We start from the raw sequence: 24,005 nt of genomic DNA, 5'->3' as shown, positions 1-24,005 counted from the left end.
ACCACTAACCAAATATGGCCAAAATCGACATTGAGAAAAGTAAAAACGAAGACGCAATGAAACTGCTGCTCTCCCGTATGCAGCACCGCCTGGAAAAAATCTACAAAGGCGGTGGAGAGCGAAAAATTGAGAAGCTGCATAAAAAAGGCAAAATGACCGCCCGGGAACGTATCGATCGGCTCATCGACAAAGACAGCGACTTTTTGGAAATCGGCGCTTTCGCAGGATACGAGATGTACAAGGAACACGGTGGCTGCCCGGCTGGCGGCGTAGTCGTGGGCATTGGCTATGTGAGCGGGCGGCAATGCGTGATTGTCGCTAATGATGCCACGGTTAAAGCTGGTGCCTGGTTTCCGATTACCGGCAAGAAAAATCTGCGCGCTCAGGAAATCGCCATGGAGAACCGCCTGCCGATTATCTATCTGGTAGACAGCGCCGGGGTATACCTGCCGATGCAGGACGAGATTTTCCCGGACAAGGAACACTTCGGGCGTATCTTCCGCAATAACGCCCGCATGTCCAGCATGGGCATTCCGCAAATAGCGGCAATTATGGGTAGCTGTGTTGCAGGTGGGGCTTATCTCCCTATTATGTCCGACGAGGCACTTATCGTGGAAGGCACAGGGTCCATCTTTCTGGCAGGGCCTTACCTCGTCAAAGCCGCGATTGGAGAAGAGGTCGATCAGGAGACCCTGGGCGGAGCAACCACCCAAAGCGAAATTTCCGGCGTAACTGACTACAAAATACCGGATGATGAAACCTGCCTGGAGACCATCCGCGACCTGGTAGATAAAATCGGTCACTTCCCCAAAGCAGGTTTCGACCGGGCGGAACCCCAACCGCCTAAAGCCGATCCGGAAGAGATTTATAATCTTTTTCCGGAAGGGAACGCGAAGCCCTACAAAACCACAGAAATCCTCAAACGCCTGGTTGACGATTCCAAGCTGACTTACTACAAAAACGGCTACGGTAAGACCATCATTTGCGCCTACGCCCGCATTGACGGCTGGTCAGTCGGTATTGTGGCGAACAACCGGGAAGTGGTCAAAAACAAGAAAGGGGAGATGCAATTTGGTGGAGTGATTTATTCCGACTCCGCCGATAAAGCCGCCCGTTTCATCATGAACTGCAACCAGAAAAAGATACCGCTCGTCTTCCTGCATGATGTGACTGGTTTTATGGTTGGGACACGGTCGGAGCACGGCGGCATCATCAAGGATGGCGCCAAGATGGTCAATGCCGTTTCCAACTCTACCGTACCAAAGTTCAGTATCGTCATGGGCAATTCCTATGGTGCCGGCAATTATGCGATGTGCGGCAAAGCCTATGATCCGCGCCTCATCGTAGCCTGGCCCAGTGCCAAGATTGCCGTAATGGGGGGCTCTCAGGCCGCTAAAGTGCTCATGCAAATACAAGTGGCCTCCATGAAGGCAAAGGGCGAAGCGCCAAGCACGCAGGAGCAGGAGGAATTGCTCAACCGCATACAAGCCAGCTACGACGAACAGACTACGCCCTACTACGCCGCTGCCCGACTGTGGGTGGATGCCATTATTGACCCGCTGGAAACCCGTAAGGTCATTTCCATGGGCATAGAGGCAGCGAGTAATGCGGAAGTGGATCGCTTCAATCCCGGTGTACTGCAAACCTAAGGTAGCCGATCAGCTGCTCCGCCAAACCAAAACCTGCTTTGAATGTTCTTAGCCTAAAACGAACAAAGCACAAAATGGAGCGCGAGAATCGGTTAAAACTGTGGCTGAAAAGATTAGGTGTAGCCGGCTTTTTATTCTTCCTGATCAAGGGGCTGGTATGGATTGCTATTTTCGTGGGGCTGGGCAAGTGTGCCATGTAGCAAAATGCTTATCTTCGTGCATCTGCTCTTTGCTCTAAATCAATAGACGATGCAACGTTTCACGCTCTTATTTCTGGCTTTCTTTAGCCATTGCGCTTTCCTTTCTGCCCAGGAGATCATCTATTTGGAAAATCCGTCTTTTGAGGATGCGCCCCGGCATAGCCGACCACCAAAAGGTTGGAACAATGAGGGATTTCAGGGTGAATCTCCATCAGATATTCATCCCGCTGGCAACTTTGGTGTTAGCTCCCCCGCTTTGGATGGTAGAACCTATGTAGGCATGGTCGTACGCGATAATGAAACCTGGGAGTGCGTGGGGCAGCGATTGGAACATCCGCTGCGTGCATACACTTGTTACCTATGGTCCGTTGCGCTCATGCGGTCGCCGGAATACATTAGTATTAGCCGGATTACCAAACTAAAAGCGAATTTTAACAAACCCTGTGTACTCCGGGTTTGGGGTGGTAAAACCAAAGGCAAAGGGATGGAGCTGCTCAATGAAACTGAACCTGTAGAAAACGAAGCATGGGAGGAGTACCAATTGCTGCTGGAGCCCTCAGACACCTATGATTACATTTATCTGGAGGCGTACTATTACTACGGAGGTGATGAGGTATCCCCTTACAACGGCAACTTAATGGTCGACCACTGCTCCCCAATTGTGCCCTGTGACATAGCAGAGCCGGGGGATGATTTGTACCAATACGAAAAGTAGTGCGAGGTATTATAAAAAATTGTATTTTGAGTGTGTACCCAAATCACACCTTATCACAGCTGCCTATGAAATACCTCTACCTGCTATTCCTGTGTTTGCCCCTGTGGCTTAATGCCCAAACCAACGGGGCAACCGGGCCGCCTTCCCACCATCAGAGGGGCACAGCGCCAAATCATCGCTACAGTCCTTCCTCAGGGGCATCCGAGCTGGAACCTGTAAGCACATTGTCAGGCTCGTTCAGCAGAGCGTCTGCAGATGATTTAGAAACATCAGCCAGTACCAAACTGGAAGATGTCATGCGCAAACTGGGACCGGACCTCATCACGCCCCGGCTGACCATAGACGCTAACCTGCTGGATCATTTGTTAAGCCTTTTGGAAACGGAGCAGGACTTGCGGCTGATTCTGGCGGTAGACCACAGTGCCCTGAGTGTGAGGTACGCTTTGGTACATCGACTGCTGGAGGACCTGGAAGCCTACCCATCCGTGAAATCCCGGGTAGATATAGAAATGTATGCCCCAATTAGTGACTTCCACACGACCTGGCTTTACCGGCGGGGTCTTGGGCACCTGATGATCCGGCTGGAGCACCTTCCGAGGTAAGATTGCCTAAAAGTTCCTACCTTTCCGATGCAGGCTGGCGCCAAATGATTTGTGTTAGCCATTGAAGAATTAGAACGAACCGCCCATATGCGATTAATTGCAAAAACACTTGCCGGTTTGGAGCCGGTCCTTGCTCAGGAATTGGAAGAACTGGGTGCACAGGCAGTAGAGCCCATCAACCGTGCTGTCGCCTTTGAAGGAGACAAAGCACTGCTGTACCGGGCGAATCTGGAACTTCGTACCGCCCTGCGTATTTTACTGCCCGTGAAGCAGGGTAAAGTCAGGACAGAGGACGAATTGTACCGCCTGGTACGCACGGTAGACTGGAGCCAATACATGAAGGTGAATGATACCCTTGCGGTGGACGGCGTCACCAACTCGAAGTTCTTTACCCATTCAAAATATGTCGCCCTGAAGACCAAGGACGCCATTGTCGATCAGTTCCGTGAAGCAACTGGCCGTCGGCCCAACGTTAATGTCTATGCGCCCCGGCTTAGGGTCAATGTGCACATTTTTAATGACGAATGCACGATAGCGCTGGACAGCTCTGATGACTCCTTGCACAAGCGCGGATACCGCCTGTCATCAGTAGAGGCACCAATAAATGAAGTACTGGCGGCAGGCATGGTGCTGCTCTCGGGCTGGAATGCGGACCGGCCTTTGCTGGACCCCATGTGCGGTTCTGGTACATTGATTATCGAAGCCGGGCTGATTGCCACGCAGCGGGCCCCGCAGCTCAACCGGGAACACTTTGGTTTTAAACGCTGGCCCGACTTTGACGAAGCGCTATGGGCGCAAATCCTGGAAGCGGCCAAACAGCGTGTCCGCAAATCGCCGGTGCCTATCCTCGGTTCAGACAAAGACTTCAAAGCAATGCGGCTTACCGAGCAAAATGCAATGGCTGCCAGTTTGGAAGACACCATCACCGTACAGCGGAAGAAATTTGAAAAACTGGAGCCGGAAGTGGAGTCGGGAATGATTTTAATGAACCCGCCTTACGATGAGCGCTTGTCAGAAGCAGATATTGGCGCCTTTTATGAGATGATCGGCGATCAACTCAAACAACGCTTTACGGGCTTTGATGCCTGGATCATCTCTTCCAGTATAGATGGATTTAAGCGGTTGGGCCTGAAGTCTTCTCTAAAGATACCTTTGTTTAATGGAGCTCTGGAGTGCCGCTTTGTAAAATATGAATTGTATGAGGGCACACGAAAATAATAGCCACTGGGTAGGACTTGTATGGAATTTTTGCTTTATATTTATCTTACTTGCAGTTTTAACTACCTATTCTCTTACTGCTCAAAGCCTAAATGTAAAGGCACAAAGCGGTCATTCAGAACTGTATTTAGTTGCTGAAGAAGGAAGTATCCTCACATTCGGTCGTGTGATCTTTCCACTGAATTACCGGCTTGCCATGCCTTTGCCTCTGCCTGCTAAAAGTAAGCTGCCGTACCAACAATCGATTATTAGAACAGATCCTGCACACGCTTATAAGCACCTTGGGGTGATTTGTAAGTGGGAGTACAGATTAGAGCAGGCTGTTCAGTTTCCTGTAAAGTTTAGATTGGGAGAGTATCACTATGTGCAAAAGCTGGAAGGCAAAAGCCTGCACAATGATTTTCTCCCTTAAAATGGTATTCTAGTCTTAAAGCCCAACGCAAAGATGAATCAAGCTCATCAATCAAGGTTTCTGAGTGAACAAGCCAAACGGTCCCGATGGTATGGCGCGGTGACCGCAGTGCTTGCATTTATCATCCTTCCTTTTTTTTACCATACAGACCAAACTGAACTAGGGTTGGAAGGGACACTTCTTTGGCGTGGTATTGGGGCATTAGCAGCCGCCTTTTTTCTTATTAGTTTAATCTTCAAACCTTCTCCCCGTCAGTTAAATACTTTCCATGGTATTACCTTAACGGCCTATCTGATTATGATGCTGGGCATTGCAGATTTGGTATTTACCAGTTCCAAATATGGAGTACAAGAATACTTTGCTGTGACAACGGGGACGCTAACCATCTTAGCCATTAATACCCTTGTGGCTCAGGGCGCCCGTCCTATCCTCATGTGGACAACGGGCATTTTGACTATTGCCTTTATAGTAGGGATCTTTATGGGAGAGATAGAAAGTATGGGATGGGCAGCATCCATCCTGATCCTAGCTGTATTTTCCATCCTTGTCCTCCGTGGGCAGCACCGTCAGGAAAAAGAAAAGGCCACTTATTTGTATACGCTGGAAGAAAAAGAAGCCCGGATTGCGAGGCAGCGGGAAGAGCTTGAAGATGTAAATGCTAATCTGGTAGGCTTCAACTTTGCGATTACCCATGACCTGAAGGGTGCACTGCGGCGTGCGCAGTCCTTTGCGCAGTTGGTCGAGCGCAGGTTGTCGGCTGAAGCCAAAGCGGAAGTAGGGGATTTGTTTGAAATGATTAAGCAAAACCACGACAAGATTCAGGAGATCATTGAAGGGCTCACCTTGCTGAATAGAATAGGAAAAACAAATCTTGAGCGGGAAATTGTTGATTTGGATGAAGTTTCAACGAAGGTATGGACGGAGTTGGAGTCCGATATTGCCAAAGACCGGAAAATTGAATACAAAAAAGGCGAACTGGGGAAGGTAGCTGGGGATGAAGGTCTGATCTGGCATATCTTCCATAATCTGCTCTCCAATGCGGTGAAGTATTCCGAAAAGGAAGAATTTTCCAATATTGAGGTTGGGGTTTATCAAGACAGGGGCGAACAAATCGTATTCGTCAAAGACAATGGGGCGGGCTTCCCCCAACAGTTTGCTAATGACCTCGGACGCCCATTCAAACGATTACATTCTGCTCATGAATTTGAAGGCACAGGTATCGGTCTGGCCATTGTAAAGCAAATCGTAGAGCTGCACGGAGGGCGTTTCTGGGGTGAAGGGCAGGAAGGGGAAGGCGCTACCTTTTACTTCACCTTCCCGGGAAATGACTCTGTGGAGGCCAGTGGGCTAAAACAACTGAAATAAGTTCTGCACTCCCGGTGTACGGGGTACTGTAAACCCTTCGCCAAAATCGAATCCTGCAGGGCGGCCATAAGTAGCGGCTTTGGCTTTCAGGAAATCCATAAAGCTTTTGGAGGAAATTGGGGAACTCAGTTCCTGCTCATACTCTTTCGCTTCGGGAACATAAAATTGTGAGCGGAAAGCTTTCACCAAATCCAGCTTTTGCTCCATATATGCTGAGATATCTACTACGAAGTCTGGTTTTAAGTTAAAATCCTGTATATAGTGATACATCGCCTTTGGCCGCCACCGTTCATGTGGATTGCCTTCTGCGTCATAGGTCGGTATTTTCACCAGGCCTGAGTAGAAGCAGGCATCAGCCGTTAGTTTGGCTGCACGGCCATGGTCGGGGTGCCGGTCGTCTACCGCATTACAGAGTACGATTTCCGGCTGATGCTCCCGGATGATGGCGATGATTTTTTTGATGTTGTCCGGGTTGTAAGAGAAGAACCCGTCTTCCATTTCCAGGTTTTTCCTAAACGCCGCGCCCAGTAAGCCGGCCGCATCTGCTGCTTCCTGATCCCTGATTTCAGCTGTGCCCCGGGTGCCTAGTTCTCCACGGGTAAGGTCGAGCAGGCCTACCGTTTTGCCCTGATCAATATGCCGCAGCAGGGTGCCGCTACAACTCAGTTCTACATCATCGGGGTGTACGCCAATAGCCAGTATATCTACTTTCATGCGGAAGGGATAAAGTGCATTTTGATGGAATGAAAATACAGTACCAAGACGGGGAACACCCGGTTACTGCTAAGTGTTCAGCATCCAATCAGGCAAATTTGATCAGCTTAGGTTGATCAGCGGCCTGTTTGGCGATCGGAAAGTCCTGCCGGTAGACATTACCGAGCTGGTCGAGGTAAGTAAGCTCAACAATGAAATCCTTATTGATTTTTTTCTGGCCGGTCGCTTCCAGCAAAATCCGGTAAGAGTCACCAGTTTTAATTTCGTGCCCGGCGATGTTATTCTTGACCTGTATATGCCCCTTCCCTTTGATGGATAGCGAACTAAGCCGGGCAAGTTGCCCATGGTTGTGGACCTTGAAGTAAGCATCTCTGCCCATTGGCGAGAGCTGGAACGCACTAATGGTCAGATTGGGCGCTATAGCTTTGGCCTTACGCTTCTTGCGCCGACGGCCGCCAGATAAGGAGAGCAGCAGAATGAAGATAATAAGCCCACCTCCTCCGATACCCCATTCCATAGGTCCGGTAGAAGCCAGGTAGTCTGTAGCTGTTTCCAGCCATTGTTCCAGGTTGATGTCTTCCATATTGATGTTCCAAATTACGTGAGGGCGTAATTACCAGCATAACGCGAAGGTAGCTTAAAGTTACAAAATACATGGGCATGGACCAGACAACTAAATAGAAGGGGGGCTGTTTTTCACAACAGAAGATCAATACAATTAATATGTTCACAGGAATAATTGAAGCCTCAGGAGAAATACGGGAAATCAAGCAGGAAGGTACAAATGTACATTTTACGATCGCCAGCCCGATTTCTGGCGCTCTAAAGGTTGATCAGAGTGTAGCGCACAACGGCACCTGCCTTACGGTGGTAAAGTTGGACGAAGGCACCCACACCGTCACCGCAATCGAAGAAACCCTGAAGCGGACCAACCTTGGGGACTGGTCTGTAGGCAGCCTGGTCAACCTGGAACGGGCCATGAAAGCAGATGCCCGCCTCGATGGCCATATGGTGCAGGGCCACGTGGATGCCACGGCTGTTTGCACGGAAGTGGAAACCCGGGACGGCAGTTGGTATTACCGCTTCAAGTATCAGCCCACAGAAGAGCATTTGCTCGTAGATAAAGGTTCCGTCTGCATAAATGGGGTGAGCCTTACGGTAGTGGAGCCGGTGGAGGACCGTTTTTCGGTAGCCATCATCCCTTACACCTATGAGCATACCAACTTCAAGGACCTGGAAGTGGGCGACCGGGTCAATCTGGAATTTGACATCATCGGGAAGTACATCGCCCGCTACGCCCACTTGTACGCTCAGAAAGTCTAAAATCCCGCCGGGCGACCAACATTCCTGAATTGAGGATGTTAATCGCCCGAAACAAAGGAATCAATATGCGTATTGGAATTATCGGAGCAGGTATTGCCGGGCTGGCCAGTGCCGTACGGATGGCCGTCCGGGGGCATGAGGTCGAAGTCTTCGAAGCCAATGACTATCCCGGAGGAAAGCTGTCGCAGTTTGATCTGCAGGGCTACCGCTTTGATGCAGGGCCTTCACTATTCACTATGCCACAGTACGTGGACGACCTCTTCCGGCTGGCAGGTGAAGACCCTCTGGAGCATTTCCAATATGACCGGCTGGATACCGTTTGCCACTATTTTTGGGAAGACGGCACCCGCCTGAATGCTTACGCCGACCCCACTGCTTTTGGCAACGAAGTGGAAGACAAGCTTGGCGTGCCGGCGGAGCGGGTGCACACCGCATTATCCGACAGTGCTTATAAGTACGAACTTACCGGGCGGATTTTCCTTGAGAAATCGCTTCACCGGCTGTCTACCTGGACCAATACCAAAGTGCTTAAGGCCATGCTGAAAATCCCTGGCCTTGACTTGTTTACAAGCATGAACCGGGTGAACGAGCGCTTGCTGCAGGAACCAAAATTGGTGCAACTGTTCAACCGTTTTGCCACCTACAACGGCTCCAACCCCTACAAGGCGCCGGGGCTGCTGAGCATCATTCCGCACTTTGAGCATCAGATTGGGGCTTATTTTCCGAGGGGAGGAATGAATGCTATCACGCAGGCTATCTACGACCTGGCAGTCCGCAAAGGCGTGACCTTCCACATGGGGCAACCGGTTGACCGTATCCTGGTGGAAAATGGCCGGGCGGTAGGGCTGCAGGTGGGCACAGCGCAGCACCACTACGACCGCATAATTAGTAATATGGATGTCTTCTTCACGTACAAGAAGTTGCTTCCGGATGCCAGGCATCCACAGCTTACGCTAAGGCAACAGAAGTCGACCTCTGCCCTGATTTTTTACTGGGGCATCCGGCACAGCTTTGAAGAGCTTGGGCTGCATAATATCTTCTTCAGCGAAGATTATAAGCGAGAGTTTGACCTGCTGGAAGCCGGAGAAGTGTATGAAGATCCCACGGTTTACGTCAATATTTCCAGCAAATGCGAGCCAGGTGACGCCCCCGAAGGCCACGAAAACTGGTTCACGATGATCAACGTGCCCTATGATAGCGGGCAGGACTGGGATGCTATTATTGACCGGGCCCGGGAGGAGGTTGTCCAAAAAGTTGGCCGTATACTGGGCGTGGACCTGAAGTCTCTGATCGTTTGTGAGGACATCTTGGACCCGAGGAGCATTGAGTCAAAAACCCGTTCCCATCTCGGCGCCCTCTATGGTACGAGTTCCAATAACCGTATGGCTGCCTTTATGCGGCACGCCAACTTTTCTAACCGGATTAAGAATCTGTACTTTTGCGGGGGCAGTGTGCATCCTGGCGGCGGCATTCCACTTTGCCTGCTTTCTGCCAAAATAGTGGAAGATGTAATGGAAGCTGCCTGAACAGCAATGGAAAATTGAAGACTCAATCAATGACAAGTAAATCTCTGAAAGCCCCTAGCTGGAAGTTTTTAGGCCTGCAATCGGCAGATGTATCGATTGTGGTGCTATCGGTTTTATACCTGGTCGGCATTGTGGGTATTTTGCTGCCCATTCATCCGGACTTTATCCTGCTTACGCCCCTCAATCTGTTGGTTTCGGTGGGGCTGGTGCTTTGGTATCACGGTGAGTGGCAGCGGAAGACGGTTTTATACCTGCTGATTGCCTATTTGGCAGGCTTTGGGGCGGAGTTGTTTGGTGTGCAGACCGGGCTGTTGTTCGGGGATTACGCCTACGGCCATGTGCTAGGCCCCAAGATTTGGGGTACGCCCCTTATGATTGGCGTGAACTGGCTCATGCTCGGCTACTGTGCAGGCATCCTCAGCAATACACTGCTCGGGCAGCGCAGCTTCTGGCTTCGGGGTACCCTGGCCGCATTGATGATGGTGGGGCTGGATGTAATGATAGAGCCGGTAGCGATGGCCTACGGGTTTTGGTCGTGGGAGGGCGATGTGGTACCGCTGCAAAATTACCTCGGCTGGCTGGCGGTTGCCTGGCCCCTGGAGGTCCTCTTTGCTTACTGGCACCCCGGGCGGCGCAACAAAGTGGCAGTGGCGTTGTTTTGCCTACAAATCATCTTTTTTGCAGCCCTGCTGATTTTTTAAACTTCAATCGTTAGGACACAAATGAATGTACTCCTTTATTCACTGATCACCCTGGCAGCCGTAATTGGTATGGAGTTTATGGCCTGGTTTGCGCATAAGTACATTATGCACGGCTTTTTGTGGAACTGGCACGAAGACCACCATAAGCCCCACCACGAAAAGGACGGCTTTTTTGAAAAGAACGATCTCTTCTTCCTGGTTTTTGCCATTCCAAGTGCGATTTCCTATATCGTAGGCCTGGCCGTGCCAGGGTATTTCTGGCTGCTGTTTGTTGGCATCGGAATATCTATTTATGGTATGATTTACTTCCTGATTCACGATGTATATATTCATCAGCGTTTCAAGTGGTTCCGGCAGCTCGACAGCAAGTACTCCCGTGCCATCCTGCGGGCGCATGGTGCACACCACGCTAAGCGCGAAAAAGAAGATGGGGAGTCTTTCGGATTATTGATTGTTAATCCCAAATACTTCCGAAAGCGCAGTGAGTGGGCAAAAGAAGAGGCCAAAGCTGGTTAAACCTATCATCAGGATTAGCATCTCTGCCGCAGTATTGGTATTTTTGGAAGATAAGACCTCAAAACTGTGGAAAATAAATACTTAGCCAAGGTTAATCAATCGCTCAGTGAGCCTGTCCCGGAGCACACCAATATGGATGATAGCCTGCGGGCTATACTAAAGCAAGTTCGTGCGCTTGGCGAAGACTTGCGAGAAGAGAAGTTTTATCTGAATAAGCCATGGCTGGAATTCAGGGATGATGAAAACTTCCATGATGCCATCCTTCACTTTTTCAATGAGGAAAATGAGTACCTGAGGTCCACCAACGGCAACGTGGAAGCAGGGGAGTGGCGGTACCTGAGCAGCTCCAATAAGCTTATGATCAACCTGGAGGAGGAAGAAATTTCGGAGTTGTATGACCTTGCCTTTCTTGACCCGGAGTTCTTCATCCTATCCAAGCACGGTGATAATAAAAAGCTGGGCCGCCCTGAGTACCTGGTCATGCTGCATGAGCGCGTGGGCAAAAACCTCGTTTGGCGGGAAGCTATGGAAAAACTATTCAACAAGTACCGCAATAACAATAGCTTCCTGATAACTGTCACCCTCATCGTTCTTGCTTTAATTGCGCTTGTGGTACTATTGTCCTATTAGCGCTGAAGGTTGTTGTCCGGACGTACACTACCCCCTGCCATATCGTTTAGGCGAAAAGAAAAAGCGCCCACTTCACGATAACACGCGAAGTGGGCGCTTTGCTTTGGTGGAATGCAGGACTACTGCTTAGGGTTTATCCCTGCAGTGCCTTTTTCATCGTCTCGCCGATGGTTGCAGGAGACTTTACGACGTGCAAGCCACATTCTTCCATGATTTTCATTTTGGCTTCTGCAGTATCCTCTGCACCGCCAATGATTGCGCCGGCGTGGCCCATCGTACGGCCTTTCGGAGCCGTTTGGCCGGCAATAAAGCCAACAACGGGCTTCGTACCATGCTCTTTGATGTAGCGTGCAGCTTCAGCTTCCATGCCTCCGCCAATTTCACCAATCATGATAATACCATCGGTATCGGGGTCGTTCATCAGCAATTCTACTGCTTCCTTGGTAGTAGTGCCTACGATAGGGTCGCCACCGATGCCGATGCAGGTAGATTGGCCCATGCCAGCTTTGGTCACCTGATCAACGGCTTCGTAAGTCAGGGTGCCGGAACGGGAAACGATGCCAATACGGCCCGGGTTGTGGATGAAGCCCGGCATGATGCCACACTTCGCTTCACCTGGGGTGATGACGCCCGGGCAATTGGGCCCGATAAGACGGCAGTCGCGGTCTTCGATATAAGCTTTGACCTTAACCATATCCTGCACAGGAATGCCTTCCGTAATACAGATGATCACCTTAATGCCGGCATCAGCCGCTTCCATGATCGCATCACCCGCAAAGGCCGGGGGCACAAAAATGATGGAAGTGTCTGCGCCTGCATCCTTAACGGCATCTGCAACAGTATTGAAAACAGGCTTTCCAAGGTGCTCCTGACCGCCCTTTCCTGGCGTTACGCCCCCTACGACGTTGGTGCCATACTCGATCATTTGCTCGGCATGGAACGAGCCTTCCTTCCCGGTAAAGCCCTGCACAATGATCTTAGAATCCTTATTGACAAGAACTGACATAACTATGGTTTTATCGATTGTTGTTGATCTTAATCTTCAATTTCCTCAATGATGAATACATCTTCGTCCCGCTTTTTCATGTAATACTGCTCGCGGGCAAATTTTTCCTTATTGACTTCCAAATCCAGGCGTTCCTGTTTGGCTTCCTCTATTTTCTCTTCGTACATCGCCTTGTCGCGGTGCATTTTATTAACGGTACGCTGCAGCTTGATTTGAGTCAGCACACCATGATTGTCAAAGAATACCATCCAGGCCAGGAACAGCGCCAGCGTAACAAAGTATTTGTTCCTCAGAGGTGCAGGCAGTTGCTCCAACAGGGGCTGTAGCGGATTGCTTATTTTTGCCATGACAATCGGTTTATAAAGTTAGTGGGTCTGACGAACATACGAAGATGAAGGCAGACCCACTAATTATCTCAGAAAAAAGAGGGCTTGACCCGGCACGCCGGTTACTTCTTCAAAATAGAAGTACCTGGATAGTAAGCCTGATCGCCCAGCTCTTCCTCAATGCGGATGAGCTGATTGTACTTTGCGATCCGGTCCGAGCGGGAAGCAGAGCCGGTCTTGATCTGTCCGGTGTTCAGCGCTACGGCCAGGTCCGCAATTGTCGTATCTTCTGTTTCGCCGGAACGGTGGCTCATCACACTTGTCATAGAGTGGCGGGTCGCCAGGTTTACTGCTTCAACGGTCTCCGTCAGGGAGCCAATCTGATTGACTTTGATCAGAATAGAGTTGGCAGCACTTTCGTCAATGCCACGCTGCAGGCGCTCCACGTTGGTCACGAAGAGGTCATCACCCACAAGCTGTGTACGGTCGCCTATAGCTGCGTTTAGCGCTTTCCAGCCCGTCCAGTCGTCTTCATCCAGCCCGTCCTCAATGGAGAAAATCGGGTACTTGTCGACCCATTGCTTCCAGTAGTCCACCATTTCAGTGCTGGTCAGCTTATCGCCGGTAGACTGATGGAAGTGGTAGACTTTTTCATCTGCATTATAGAATTCAGAAGCGGCGGCATCCATTGCGATGTAGATTTCTTCGCCCGGCTTGTAGCCTGCCTTCTCAATCGCAGTCAGGACTGTTTCAATCGCTTCCTGATTCGACTTGATATTTGGTGCAAAGCCCCCCTCGTCACCAACGTTGGTGGAGTAGCCTTTGTCCTTGAGTACATTCTTGAGGTGGTGGAAGATTTCCACGCCCATGCGCAAGCCTTCAGAGAAGGTGCTAGCCCCAACAGGCATGATCATGAATTCCTGGAAGTCGATGCTGTTGTCTGCATGCGAGCCGCCATTCAGGATGTTCATCATCGGTACCGGAAGGACGTGCGCATTCACACCGCCCAAATAGCGGTACAGGGGTTGTACAGTTGCCTCAGCAGCTGCTTTGGCGCAAGCCAGGGAAACCGCCAGAATAGCATTGGCGCCGAGCTTACCCTTGTTTTTAGTGCCGTCAATTTCCAGCATCAGCATATCGATGTAACGCTGATCGGTCACGTCAACACCAACGAGCTCTTCCAGGATGACTTCGCGGATGTTTTCCACCGCTTTAGTCACGCCTTTGCCCAGGTAACGGCTTTTGTCGCCATCGCGAAGCTCTACCGCCTCATGTTTACCGGTAGAAGCACCTGAAGGCACCGCTGCACGGCCCAGGAAACCATCTTCTGTAATGACTTCTGCCTCTACAGTCGGATTACCGCGGGAGTCCAGTATCTGTCGGGCTGCAATATCAAGGATAATACTCATGTTGGTTGGTTTTAATTCTCTATATTCTGTTAAGCACCTAAAAATAGGTGTAGGTTCGCTATCCTGTAGTGTTTACGGGATTAATTTTCCATTAAATTCACGAAATCGTCGAAGAGGTAGCGGGCATCGTGCGGGCCGGGAGAAGCTTCGGGGTGGTACTGCACCGAGAAAGCCTTCTTGCCACGGATGCGCATGCCCTCAATGGTATCGTCGTTAAGGTTGATATGGGTGATTTCCACCTTATCGGCGTTTGCCTGCAAGGCTTCCGGAGATACACCGAAGCCATGGTTTTGGCTGGTGATTTCACATTTGCCGGTAGCCAGGTTTTTGACCGGGTGGTTGATGCCGCGGTGCCCGTGGTGCATCTTGTAGGTAGGAATGTCTACCGCCAGTGCCAGTATCTGATGGCCCAGGCAGATGCCAAACAGCGGCTTGTCTTCTTCAAGTATGGCTTTGGCATTCTGAACCGCATAATCCATCGGTGCCGGGTCGCCGGGGCCGTTAGACATGAAGTAACCGTCTGGCCCCCATTCACGGATTTCCTCAAGGGGGGTTTTAGCCGGGAAGATTCTCATGTAGCAGTTGCGCTCGGCAAGGCTGTTGAGGATGTTCTGCTTAATGCCGAAGTCCATCACAGCGACTTTGTATTTCGCGTGCGGGTCGCCAAAGGTGTAAATTTCCTTAGTGCTGACCTTGGAAGCCAGCTCTAGCCCATCCATGGAAGGCACTTCCGCCAGTTTTTGCTCCAGTACTTTCAGATCGGTGGTTTCCGAGGAGATAATGGCGTTCATGGCTCCTTTGCTTCGGATATGCCGCACGATGGCACGGGTGTCTACGCTGCAAATGCCCACCAGGCCTTCTTCCTCGAAGTAGTCCTGAATGGACTGATCAGCGATTGGGCGGTGGTATTCGTTGGTGTAATTCTTGCAGATCAAGCCATTGATCTTGATACTGTAAGACTCTGATTCTGTACGCTTGGTGCCGTAATTGCCAATATGAGCATTTGTCATCACCATCAGCTGGCCGAAATAGGATGGATCGGTGAAGATCTCCTGATAACCAGTCATACCAGTATTGAAACAAATTTCTCCGGTGGTGGTGCCAATTTTTCCGGCGGAAAGACCGTGAAAAACGGTCCCATCTTCTAGCAATAAAACGGCGGGAACTTGTTGGATGTCGCTCATTAACTTGAGGAATTTCGCGCAAAGATAAGGCACCGGGGGCTAAAAGCAAAGCTTGTGCCTTACTCAAACTCCACCAGTGCCCGGAATATCCGCTCGTTTTCTTCCGGCGTTCCCACAGTGATGCGCAGGCAGCCCTCACAGAGCATCACCCGGGAGCGGTCCCGCACGATGATGCCCCGGTCTACGAGGTAGTTGTAAATGCCGGTCGGGTCCTCCACTTTTACAAGCAGGAAGTTGGCATCAGAAGGGTAGATGCGTTCCACGAAAGGCAGCCCGCCAAGGTATTGCTGCAGCAGGGTGCGCTGGCCAAGCAGTTGCTTTACTTGTGCTTCCTGTGCTTCCTGTCTGTCTAAAGCCTTTAATGCTGCTTCCTGGGTCAGTTGGTTGATGTTGTAAGGGGGCTTCACCTTATTGAAATACCCAATGATTTCTTCAGAGGCAAAAGCCATGCCCAGCCGTATGCCTGCCATGCCCCAGGCCTTGGAAAAGGTTTGAAGGACAACAAGGTTGGGGTATTCCGGCAGCAGGCGGATGGCACTTTCCTGAGCAGAGAAGTCAATATAGGCTTCATCCACCACCACAATGCCCGGGAAGCCTTTTGTGAGTTCCCGGATCACCCCGGGGCGAATGCTGTTTCCGGTAGGGTTGTTAGGGCTGCAGATGAACAGCAGTTTGGAATGGGCATCGGCTTCAGCCAGCACCGACTCAACATCCGGCTGAAAACTGCCCGGGCGCAGAGGGATTTCCTTCACCGCCACATTGGAAATATCAGCAGATACCCGGTACATGCCGTAAGTAGGTGGCAGGGTGATGATGTAGTCGGCCCCGGGCTCACAAAAAATCCGGAGCAGCAGGTCAATCGCTTCGTCGCTGCCATTGCCCAGGAAGATATGCTCCGGGGCAATGCCTTTGAGGGTACTGATGGCCTGTTTGAGCTTCCACTGCAAGGGGTCCGGGTAGCGGTTGTAGCCGGTATCATACGGGCTTTCGTTGGCATCCAAAAAAACCTCGGCCTTCCCTTTGAACTCCGAACGGGCAGAGGAGTAGGGGGTGAGGCGGCGGATGTTGGGGCGGACTAGGTTTTGTATCATAGGAACTTTTGTTGTATTTTGTTTTGTTCTTAAAGAAAAACGAATGACAGTAAAAACTGATCGGCTTCAACTTATTGCTTTGATCGCCTCAACGGAGGACGAGCAACTTATTGCTGAATTGAAAGAAACTGCTGAGCGCCGAAAAGTCTTACAATATTTCAGTGAACCTACTCGCACCTACATTTCCGTGGAAGAACTTGCTCAGGAACAAAATTACAACCTGCGAGAGGTGCTTTCCGCCAGAGGGGCTTTAGATATAGATGGAGAAGAGTATTCTGAATTATTAAGGCTTCTGGAAGAATGATATTATTGTTTGACACGAATCTCATTCTTGATTTTCTACGGGATGGTGCAATTACTGCAGCTATTGATGAACAGTTCAATTTGAGTGCTGCTTCTAGTGTTCTTGCCATTTCAGTGGTGTCAATAGGAGAATTGAATGCTTTGGCATTAAAACGTAATTGGGGGTCCAAACGGGTAGAAAGCATATCCCACGAATTAAATAAGTTTTTAGTCATTCCCATTAATAGTAAAGATGTCCTTCGATTGTATGGTGAAATCGATGCTTTTAGTCAGGGGAAATTAAAAGGTCATCCTCTTCCTGCCGGTTTATCATCCCGTAATATGGGGAAAAATGATCTTTGGATTGCTGCATCAGCTGCAGCCACTGGAGCTACACTACTGACAACAGATAAGGACTTTAAGCACCTGGAAGGAGTTTTCATAAAACATCAATATTACGCACCACAAGATTATCTTTAATACTTTTCAGCCGTCGCTTGAAGTAGCCGGTCGAGTACCTTAAAGTGAGTAAGCTCTTCTTGTTCTTCCGGGTTAAGTGTTTGGTCAAAAGACTTCCTTTTCAGCTCTTCGTAACGAGCATGAAAGGCTTTGGATGCCCTTAGTGCTTCAAGTTCTCTCTTGGGCATTTTTTGTAAGATATCTGCTAACGCTTCAAAGATCGTGTCAAGGTGATTCATGGTTTATGCTCATTTTGCCTCAAAATGAAATTACGCTTTCCCCTCCAACCGAACCGCCACCGCCCGGGCGTGCGCCATCAGTTCCTCCGCTTCGGCCATGCGTTGTACCGCAGGCCCGAGCCCCTGCAGCCCTTCCTGGCTTAGCTCCTGAAAAGTGATCTTTTTGATAAAACTGTCGAGCGAGACCCCACTGTAGCTGCGGGCGTACCCATCTGTAGGCAGGGTGTGGTTGGTACCGGAAGCGTAATCGCCTACGGATTCCGGGGTGTAGTGCCCCAGAAATACCGAACCGGCATTTAGGATTTGTTCGCCCATCTCTCCGGCATCCGCCACGGAAAGGATAAGGTGCTCGGGGGCATAGGCATTGATGAGTTCCACCGCTGCTGCCCGGTCCTCGAGTACTACGGTTACACTGTGGCTCAGTGCTTCTTTGGCTATGTCCCGCCTGGGCAATGTGGCGAGCTGGGCCTCCACCGCTGCGGCTACCGCCTGGGCCATCGTTTCCGAAAGAGTGACGAGGACGACCTGACTGTCAATGCCGTGTTCCGCTTGTGAAAGCAGGTCGGCCGCGACGAATGCCGGGTTGGCTGTATCGTCTGCACACACGAGCACCTCTGAAGGGCCGGCAGGCATATCAATGGCTACACCACGCCGGCTGGCCAGCTGTTTGGCGGCGGTCACGTACTGATTGCCGGGGCCAAAGATTTTGTAGACGGAGGGTACGGTCGCAGTGCCGTAAGTCATAGCCCCAATGGCCTGTGCACCGCCAATCTTGAAAATCTGCGTAATGCCTACAAGGTCTGCGGTGTAGAGAATGGCAGGGTTGACTTTACCGTTTTTATCAGGAGGCGTGCATAAAATCCGCTCCCGGCAACCGGCAATCGTTGCGGGGACGCCGAGCATAAGCACCGCAGAAAACAAGGGCGCCGTGCCGCCGGGGATGTACAGTCCCACTTTTTCAATGGGGATGCTTTTGCGCCAGCAGCGTACGCCGGGCATGGTTTCCACGGCTTCCACCGGTTCCCACTGCCGGGCATGGAAGGTTTCAATATTCGTGCGGGCGAGTTGGATGGCGGCTTTGAGCTCAGGCGCGAGTGTGGCCCGGGCTTCCGCAATCTCCGCTTCGCTGACGCGGAAATCGTCAAGGCGCACACCATCGAAACGTTCGGTGTATTCGCGCACGGCTTCGTCTCCGCGCTGTTCGATATCAGCGAGGACCCTGCCCACTATTTTGTCTAGGTCGGCCGCTGCCATCGTAGGTCGGCGGAGGAGGTCGCCCCAGGTGTCCGGAGCCGGGTTGAGGTAGGTTTTCATCTGCATTACAAAATCATTTTTTCGATGGGAATAACTAAGATACCTTCTGCACCGGCAGCTTTGAGCTGATCGATGATTTCCCAGAATTGGGATTCATCAATTACGGTGTGGATGGAGTTCCAGCCCGAGGCTGCGAGGGGCATCACTGTGGGGCTCTTCATGCCTGGCAGGATGTTGATGATGGCTTCCGTTTGGCTGGCAGGGGCATTCATCAGAATGTATTTGTTGTTGCGGGCTTTGAGCACCGACTGTATGCGGAACACAATCTGATTCAGGATGGCTTGTTTGCCCGAAGAGAGCTTTGGATTCCTGACGATACAGGCTTCCGATTTCAGGATGACCTCTTTTTCCTCCAGCCCATTCTTGAAGAGCGTGCTGCCGGAACTGACGAGGTCGCAAATGGCATCTGCCAGGCCGATGTTGGGCGCGATCTCTACGGAGCCGGAAATCTCGTGAATCTCCGCCTCGATTTGGTGCTTAGCCATAAACTGCCGCAGGGAGTTGGGGTAGGAGGTGGCAATGCGCTTGCCGTTGAGCCATTCCGGTCCGGGGTAAGGCGTATTCTTGGGCAGGGCAATAGACAGCCGGCATTTAGAGAAGCCGAGGGGCAGCACTTCTTCGATTTGCTTTTGCTTTTCGACGAGGGTGTTCTGCCCCAGAATGCCAATATCGGCTACCCCGTCCTGCACATACTGCGGGATATCAGAATTGCGCAGGTACAGAATATCTACGGGGTAATTGCTGGCTGAGGCTTTCAGCTGGTCTTTGCCGTTGTTGACCCGGATGCCGCACTCTTTGAGCAGCTCCAGAGAACCATCCAACAGGCGGCCGGATTTTTGAACGGCAATTTTTAAACGTGTGTCTGACATAATAAACGTGAGGGTTATGGTGAAACAAAAAAAGAGGTTAACCAGCGAATGGTTAACCTCTTTTGTGGACTAAAGTTGATCAATCAACGGTTCATCTCACGCACGATTCCACCATTCACTGCCGGGCAGTGGAAAATGATGTACGTGATGATGCCAGTTGTTGATAATCATAAGTTGTTAAATAAGAAAAGCAGCCTTTTGAGCTGCTTTCCGAAGTGGTGTGGGGCGGATTCGAACCGCCGACACATGGATTTTCAGTCCATTGCTCTACCACCTGAGCTACCGCACCTTAGTATATACAATTTTCGCTACCCCGCTCTTTTGAAGAAAATAAAATACTCACCTTCGCTATCGCTTTGTTCGCATTTTATTTTCGCCCCGGGCTTTGACGCGAAAATTGAATAGTGCAAAATACTTTTCAAATTCTTTTGATCAGCCACCGCTTTCGGTGTTTTGCGGTTGCAAATATAAGCGCGATATCCATACTGCGCAACCCCTTGGCTAAAATTTTTTGCCTATACCTTTGAGTTCAGGTTTTAAGGCTTTGCAGTACAGTGAGTTGTAGCCAGAAGAAAAAACGACCCGGCATTTCCTGCCTTTGGAATTACCGGGCTGTTACTGCCACTCCAATCTAACAGGTGGCAACTAAGCGATACGCTGCGTTTGGAAATCCAACGCCGGGTAGCGGAGTTTGATGAACTCGTAAGCACCAAACATGACACCGGTAAAGATGAGATCACCGGCAAAGGTTGCCTGATAGAAAGGCCAGCCTGCACCATAGCAAGCCATCAGCCCGCCAATATTTTGCGGGTACATGGGGCTGCCGAGCCATACGCCGAAGTTGGACACCAGGAAAAAGATCGCACCAGCTCCGATCGCGCCACCCAGGATACGGGGCAGGGTCACTTTGGAAAGGACACCCAGCCCAAAGAGTACGATGAGCAGGTAGCTGCCGTACTGCCAGAAAAAGCCTTCGTAGAATACGGTGAAGCCCTCAAAGTAGTGGGCATAAATGACATTATTGATGATAATATCACTGGCAAAAACCGCCAATACGGGTACCAGGAAAGCCAGCCAGCGCTTGCTGAAGTAAGCCGCTCCGAAAAGGCCCATTGCTGCAACTGGCGAAAAATTCAGGGGGTGTGGGAAAATCCGGAAAAGCGCAGCCACGAGAATCATGCCCGTTACTACAGCAAACCGGATGTTAAGCTTTTGATCTTGCATATCTTAAGTAGTTTATAGTTTTCTGAGACGCCTGACGATGAGGCGTTAAAAATTGGTTTTAAATAGTTTTTTGGTCAGGTAGCCATTAGCATTATGCACCTGCAGTACGTAAATGCCTTCAGGCAAAGTTAAGGCATCTATGGCGTTTGTTCCCGGCATAAGCCGAAAAGTTTGCAACACCTGCCCACTGATATTCATCAGCCTCGCTTCGGCTTCCTGATTGGATCCCCATTGTGCATGCCAGGTGGCGCTTGCCGGGTTAGGGAATACATTCAGGTCAGCGGCAGGCAGTTCCGTGCGCTTCGTGCTGACCGGCATGTCGGTAGTTGTCAGGTCGTCCATGCAAAAATACGCGGGCGTATTCATGCCAAACATCCCATTATCCGTAGAGCTCATCGTGAATTGCAGGCTGTCGGCATTGCCGAGTGGGCTCAGGTCCACGTAGGTCCACTCTTCCACGATGTAGTCCTGACTGTTGTCCTCAAACCGGTAATCAGCCAGGTAAAAGTTGACACTATCGATACTCAGTTCCCCACCAAGATACTTTTTTATGGTCAAAAGAAAAAAGTCGGGGTCATCGCCGGATTCTCCGCCAAACTTTTTAGCAAAGCCATCACCTTCCAGCATGCTGAGGTAAGGATAGGTGCCATTGGTGACGTAGAAGCCTTCCACTGCGCCCCCGGCAGCTGCGCCCTGCAGTACGATGACGGATTGTGGCGAAGCAAAGCTTACTGCGTAGGTTGTGGAATTGTAGCCGCTGCCGGTAATGGCGCTCAGGTCATTCATAAATCCAGGGGTAGTTACATCGGTGCTGGCTGAAATGGCCCAGCCAGACCAAGAGTTAAAATCCGGATTGTAGCTGTTGGGCAGAAAAAGGTTGCCGCTTTGGAAACCACCGCTGCCGTCACTCCCGTTCAGGGCTTCACCGGGCTCGAGGTCAAAGTTTTCGAAATCAGCAGTAGTTTGCGCATAGCTCAATGCGGTACAGAACAACAGTAGAATAGTAGTTGAAGTCCATTTCATATAAGGCTAATGTTTATGTTTGAAAAACAGGTTAATGCCTAGTTGAAAGCTGCGGCCCGGCATGGGGCGCCGATCGACGATGCGGTAGGAAGCGTCCCAGAGATTGTCTGCCCGGCCGAAAGCCTGTAGCGTGAATTTTTGCCAGTTTAGCTGATACTGTAGCTGCGCAAAACCAAGGTGATAGCCAGGAAGCTCGGTATCATTCAGGGTTTGAACCGCACTCGTCAGCCGATGCTGATAGGTGAATTGCAGGGCGTCTATGCTTACCGTGATGCGGGCAAAAGCCAGATGCTCCGGTGTGTAAGCGAGTTGCTCCCCTTCGGCAATCCGCGGCTGCTGAAGGGCGATTTCATTGGTGGAGCGGATGTAGTCGTAGCCCACTTGCCCTTCCCACCGCCATGCTCCGGTGGTGAAGCGGCAGGATAGGCGCTGTTCCAGCCCCCGGCTCCAGACCTCTGTGAGGTTATTGGCGGACCAAAAGTTTTGCCCCTCGGTAAGCCCCCACATAATCCAATCGTCGATGCGCCGGTGGAAGCCGGTAACGGCATAGCTCCATGCCCCCTTTTGCCAGTTTAGCCCACCCTCTGCGCTCCAGCCGATTTCGGGCAATAAATCCGGGTTCCCTCCCGGCAGCCAGTACAGGTCATTCAGGGTTGGAATGCGGTAATTGCGGCTGATTTTGGCCTGCCAGCTTAGATTAGAAGTAATGGGGCCGTTTGCGCCCAGTGCAGGTACGATGGGCACCCAGTTTTCATCGACCCGTTCCTGCCGTAGGCTGAGCTGAACCCGCAGGGCATTCCATTCTTTCCGGAGGCTGGCAAAAGCCGCGACGCGTTGCTGCTTCGGTTGTTCACCCCGGTACCCATCGGCTGTAGCCGTAGCCCGGTTATAGAAGAGCCCAGCCTGTAATTCCATGTCTGCACTTAGCGCCCATTGATGTTCCACCTCGCCCATGAGCGTATGGAAATGGCTCAGCGCCCGCAGCAGGATGGCATCATCCCGGTAGTCGATCGCTTCCCGGAACCAGCCCAGGCGGGCATTGAAAATGCCATGTTTGCTGAGTTGCTGGTAATGCAGGGCGGTGCGCAGGAAGGTATCGAGCTGCAGGGCTTCGCTCCGGGTTTGGGTGGTCAGGGGCGGGATATTGCGGTCGGAGGTTTGCCACCAGGCAAAAGCAGCCAGTTGACGATCGGGGCGGGGCTGCCAGTAGACTTCCTGCATGATGCCCTGTTGCCGGAAATCGGCATGCGTTTGCTGCCGTTCTTCTCCACTATCCAGTCGGTAGTTGAAATCGTTGTCGGCAGACCGGCGGAACAGGCGGGTATTGAATGCCCAATGCTCCCCCCGGTAGCGGGCCCGCGCCTGATGGTCCTGAAAGCCAAAGCTGCCCAGCATGGTTTGTGCGCCCGCTTCGATGCCCCGGTAGGAGAGGGGGGTGTTCCGCAAACCCACCGTGCCGCCAATGGCCCCGCTGCCCCATGCTGCGCTGCCGCCCCCCCTTTGCAGGCGCACATCATCCACAAAAGCCAGGGGCAGGAGGGAAAAGTCAAGTTGGCCCAGCATCGGGCTTTGGAGCGGCAGCCCATTCCAGGTGACCGCTGTATGCCCGGCACTGCCTCCTCGGATGGAGGTGGTGGCAATGCTGCCGCCGCCGTAGTTCTTGATGAAAATACCGCCTTCCCGTTCCAGCAGGTCGGTCAGGTAATAGCCGGTGTAGCGGTTGACATCAGTGGAGTCCCAGCGTTGTTCCTGACTGCCGGTAAAGCTGGCGCGAAGGGGCGAAGTGGTGATTTCAGCAGCAGGCAGGAGGACGGCGGTGTCGGGCTGTGCCAAAAGGGGCAACGCATAGGAAATGCTCAGAAAAAAGATAAGGAGCTGCCGCATCCTGCCGGTTTTGGAGCCTGAAGGGCAGGACAAGAGCGGATAATGGGGCATTGTGCGGGTGAACGGACAAAAGAAGGCGAAGGAAATTCCTACACACCTGTGTTTGTTAAGCCGTACGCTTGCC

At 51.3% G+C, this 24,005-nt stretch carries 27 protein-coding genes and 1 tRNA gene; 14 read left to right on the top strand and 14 right to left on the bottom strand.

Going from position 1 to position 24,005, the window contains the following annotated elements:
* The first annotated feature begins 23 nt into the window (after positions 1-23).
* From MRY86_RS12640 to MRY86_RS12610, 7 genes are all read left to right on the top strand, one after another.
* Positions 24-1,649 carry an acyl-CoA carboxylase subunit beta gene (locus MRY86_RS12640; RefSeq protein WP_363325363.1) on the top strand — a complete coding sequence of 542 codons (1,626 nt, stop codon included), beginning with the start codon at positions 24-26 and terminating at the stop codon, positions 1,647-1,649.
* 74 nt (positions 1,650-1,723) lie between these two features.
* Positions 1,724-1,849 carry a hypothetical protein gene (locus tag MRY86_RS12635; RefSeq protein ID WP_282780588.1) on the top strand — a complete coding sequence of 42 codons (126 nt, stop codon included), beginning with the start codon at positions 1,724-1,726 and terminating at the stop codon, positions 1,847-1,849.
* Between the two features lie 49 nt (positions 1,850-1,898).
* Positions 1,899-2,564, top strand: coding sequence for a hypothetical protein (locus tag MRY86_RS12630; protein ID WP_293563247.1), 666 nt, complete (start codon positions 1,899-1,901; stop codon positions 2,562-2,564).
* Positions 2,565-2,629: 65 nt separating this feature from the next.
* Positions 2,630-3,166, top strand: a complete 537-nt coding sequence (locus MRY86_RS12625; protein WP_293563246.1) for a hypothetical protein — start codon at positions 2,630-2,632, stop codon at positions 3,164-3,166.
* An 87-nt stretch (positions 3,167-3,253) separates the two neighbouring features.
* On the top strand, positions 3,254-4,384 hold the full coding sequence (locus MRY86_RS12620; protein WP_293563245.1) for a THUMP domain-containing protein: 1,131 nt from the start codon (positions 3,254-3,256) through the stop codon (positions 4,382-4,384).
* Positions 4,365-4,796: a hypothetical protein gene (locus tag MRY86_RS12615; protein WP_293563244.1), complete on the top strand. Its 432-nt coding sequence runs from the start codon at positions 4,365-4,367 to the stop codon at positions 4,794-4,796. Before MRY86_RS12620 ends, MRY86_RS12615 begins: the two co-directional genes overlap by 20 nt.
* Before the next feature lie 33 nt (positions 4,797-4,829).
* Positions 4,830-6,161: an ATP-binding protein gene (locus MRY86_RS12610; RefSeq protein WP_293571536.1), complete on the top strand. Its 1,332-nt coding sequence runs from the start codon at positions 4,830-4,832 to the stop codon at positions 6,159-6,161.
* Here the strand turns inward: MRY86_RS12610 and bshB1 are convergent.
* Positions 6,144-6,875: a bacillithiol biosynthesis deacetylase BshB1 gene (gene bshB1, locus MRY86_RS12605; RefSeq protein WP_293566465.1), complete on the bottom strand. Its 732-nt coding sequence runs from the start codon at positions 6,873-6,875 to the stop codon at positions 6,144-6,146. The genes MRY86_RS12610 and bshB1 overlap by 18 nt on opposite strands.
* A gap of 88 nt (positions 6,876-6,963) precedes the next feature.
* Positions 6,964-7,458, bottom strand: a complete 495-nt coding sequence (locus MRY86_RS12600) for a hypothetical protein (protein WP_293566464.1) — start codon at positions 7,456-7,458, stop codon at positions 6,964-6,966.
* A gap of 140 nt (positions 7,459-7,598) precedes the next feature.
* Here MRY86_RS12600 and MRY86_RS12595 point away from each other — a divergent pair, with 140 nt between their 5' ends.
* The 5 genes from MRY86_RS12595 (at position 7,599) to MRY86_RS12575 (ending at position 11,571) form a co-directional block, all read left to right on the top strand.
* Complete coding sequence (locus MRY86_RS12595) at positions 7,599-8,198, top strand: riboflavin synthase (protein WP_293566463.1); 600 nt, start codon at positions 7,599-7,601, stop codon at positions 8,196-8,198.
* Between the two features lie 65 nt (positions 8,199-8,263).
* Positions 8,264-9,724 (top strand): 1-hydroxycarotenoid 3,4-desaturase CrtD, encoded by a 1,461-nt coding sequence (gene crtD / locus MRY86_RS12590; RefSeq protein WP_293566462.1) that lies wholly within the window; start codon positions 8,264-8,266, stop codon positions 9,722-9,724.
* A 29-nt stretch (positions 9,725-9,753) separates the two neighbouring features.
* A complete protein-coding gene (locus tag MRY86_RS12585) occupies positions 9,754-10,425 on the top strand; it encodes a carotenoid biosynthesis protein (RefSeq protein ID WP_293566461.1) in 672 nt (223 codons plus the stop codon).
* 21 nt (positions 10,426-10,446) lie between these two features.
* Positions 10,447-10,941 (top strand): sterol desaturase family protein, encoded by a 495-nt coding sequence (locus tag MRY86_RS12580; protein WP_282780572.1) that lies wholly within the window; start codon positions 10,447-10,449, stop codon positions 10,939-10,941.
* A 66-nt stretch (positions 10,942-11,007) separates the two neighbouring features.
* Complete coding sequence (locus tag MRY86_RS12575) at positions 11,008-11,571, top strand: hypothetical protein (RefSeq protein ID WP_293566460.1); 564 nt, start codon at positions 11,008-11,010, stop codon at positions 11,569-11,571.
* 133 nt (positions 11,572-11,704) lie between these two features.
* Here MRY86_RS12575 and sucD read toward each other — a convergent pair whose 3' ends face one another.
* From sucD to hisC, 5 genes are all read right to left on the bottom strand, one after another.
* The gene (sucD, locus tag MRY86_RS12570; protein WP_293566459.1) at positions 11,705-12,577 is read right to left on the bottom strand and encodes a succinate--CoA ligase subunit alpha; all 873 of its coding nucleotides are present in this window, start codon (positions 12,575-12,577) and stop codon (positions 11,705-11,707) included.
* Positions 12,578-12,606: 29 nt separating this feature from the next.
* Positions 12,607-12,924 carry a hypothetical protein gene (locus tag MRY86_RS12565; RefSeq protein ID WP_293566458.1) on the bottom strand — a complete coding sequence of 106 codons (318 nt, stop codon included), beginning with the start codon at positions 12,922-12,924 and terminating at the stop codon, positions 12,607-12,609.
* Positions 12,925-13,025: 101 nt separating this feature from the next.
* Positions 13,026-14,312: a phosphopyruvate hydratase gene (gene eno, locus MRY86_RS12560; RefSeq protein WP_293566457.1), complete on the bottom strand. Its 1,287-nt coding sequence runs from the start codon at positions 14,310-14,312 to the stop codon at positions 13,026-13,028.
* Positions 14,313-14,392: 80 nt separating this feature from the next.
* Entirely contained in the window at positions 14,393-15,496 is a 1,104-nt protein-coding gene (carA, locus tag MRY86_RS12555) for a glutamine-hydrolyzing carbamoyl-phosphate synthase small subunit (protein WP_293566456.1), read from the bottom strand.
* A gap of 59 nt (positions 15,497-15,555) precedes the next feature.
* Positions 15,556-16,587, bottom strand: a complete 1,032-nt coding sequence (hisC, locus tag MRY86_RS12550; protein WP_293566455.1) for a histidinol-phosphate transaminase — start codon at positions 16,585-16,587, stop codon at positions 15,556-15,558.
* A gap of 43 nt (positions 16,588-16,630) precedes the next feature.
* Between hisC and MRY86_RS12545 the strand changes: the two genes are divergently transcribed.
* Together MRY86_RS12545 and MRY86_RS12540 are read left to right on the top strand one after the other, a co-directional pair.
* Positions 16,631-16,891 (top strand): hypothetical protein, encoded by a 261-nt coding sequence (locus MRY86_RS12545; protein WP_293566454.1) that lies wholly within the window; start codon positions 16,631-16,633, stop codon positions 16,889-16,891.
* On the top strand, positions 16,888-17,349 hold the full coding sequence (locus MRY86_RS12540; RefSeq protein ID WP_293566453.1) for a PIN domain-containing protein: 462 nt from the start codon (positions 16,888-16,890) through the stop codon (positions 17,347-17,349). Before MRY86_RS12545 ends, MRY86_RS12540 begins: the two co-directional genes overlap by 4 nt.
* Here MRY86_RS12540 and MRY86_RS12535 read toward each other — a convergent pair.
* The 7 genes from MRY86_RS12535 to MRY86_RS12505 form a co-directional block, all read right to left on the bottom strand.
* On the bottom strand, positions 17,346-17,567 hold the full coding sequence (locus tag MRY86_RS12535; protein WP_293566452.1) for a hypothetical protein: 222 nt from the start codon (positions 17,565-17,567) through the stop codon (positions 17,346-17,348). The genes MRY86_RS12540 and MRY86_RS12535 overlap by 4 nt on opposite strands.
* 30 nt (positions 17,568-17,597) lie before the next feature.
* Positions 17,598-18,881, bottom strand: coding sequence for a histidinol dehydrogenase (gene hisD / locus MRY86_RS12530; RefSeq protein WP_363325404.1), 1,284 nt, complete (start codon positions 18,879-18,881; stop codon positions 17,598-17,600).
* A gap of 5 nt (positions 18,882-18,886) precedes the next feature.
* Positions 18,887-19,750: an ATP phosphoribosyltransferase gene (hisG, locus tag MRY86_RS12525; RefSeq protein WP_293566450.1), complete on the bottom strand. Its 864-nt coding sequence runs from the start codon at positions 19,748-19,750 to the stop codon at positions 18,887-18,889.
* Between the two features lie 216 nt (positions 19,751-19,966).
* Positions 19,967-20,039, bottom strand: a tRNA-Phe gene (locus MRY86_RS12520).
* Between the two features lie 356 nt (positions 20,040-20,395).
* Positions 20,396-20,974 carry a DUF6580 family putative transport protein gene (locus tag MRY86_RS12515; protein ID WP_293566449.1) on the bottom strand — a complete coding sequence of 193 codons (579 nt, stop codon included), beginning with the start codon at positions 20,972-20,974 and terminating at the stop codon, positions 20,396-20,398.
* Positions 20,975-21,019: 45 nt separating this feature from the next.
* Positions 21,020-21,997, bottom strand: coding sequence for a DUF4465 domain-containing protein (locus MRY86_RS12510; protein ID WP_293566448.1), 978 nt, complete (start codon positions 21,995-21,997; stop codon positions 21,020-21,022).
* Positions 21,998-22,003: 6 nt separating this feature from the next.
* Positions 22,004-23,881, bottom strand: coding sequence for a TonB-dependent receptor (locus tag MRY86_RS12505; RefSeq protein ID WP_293566447.1), 1,878 nt, complete (start codon positions 23,879-23,881; stop codon positions 22,004-22,006).
* Positions 23,882-24,005: the final 124 nt, after the last annotated feature.

This window comes from Phaeodactylibacter sp. (assembly GCF_022763345.1).
In the GTDB taxonomy this organism is placed as follows: Bacteria; Bacteroidota; Bacteroidia; order Chitinophagales; family Saprospiraceae; genus Phaeodactylibacter.
The sequence above is the reverse complement of the archived record's forward strand: the minus strand, read 5'-3'. Positions and strand labels throughout refer to the sequence as shown.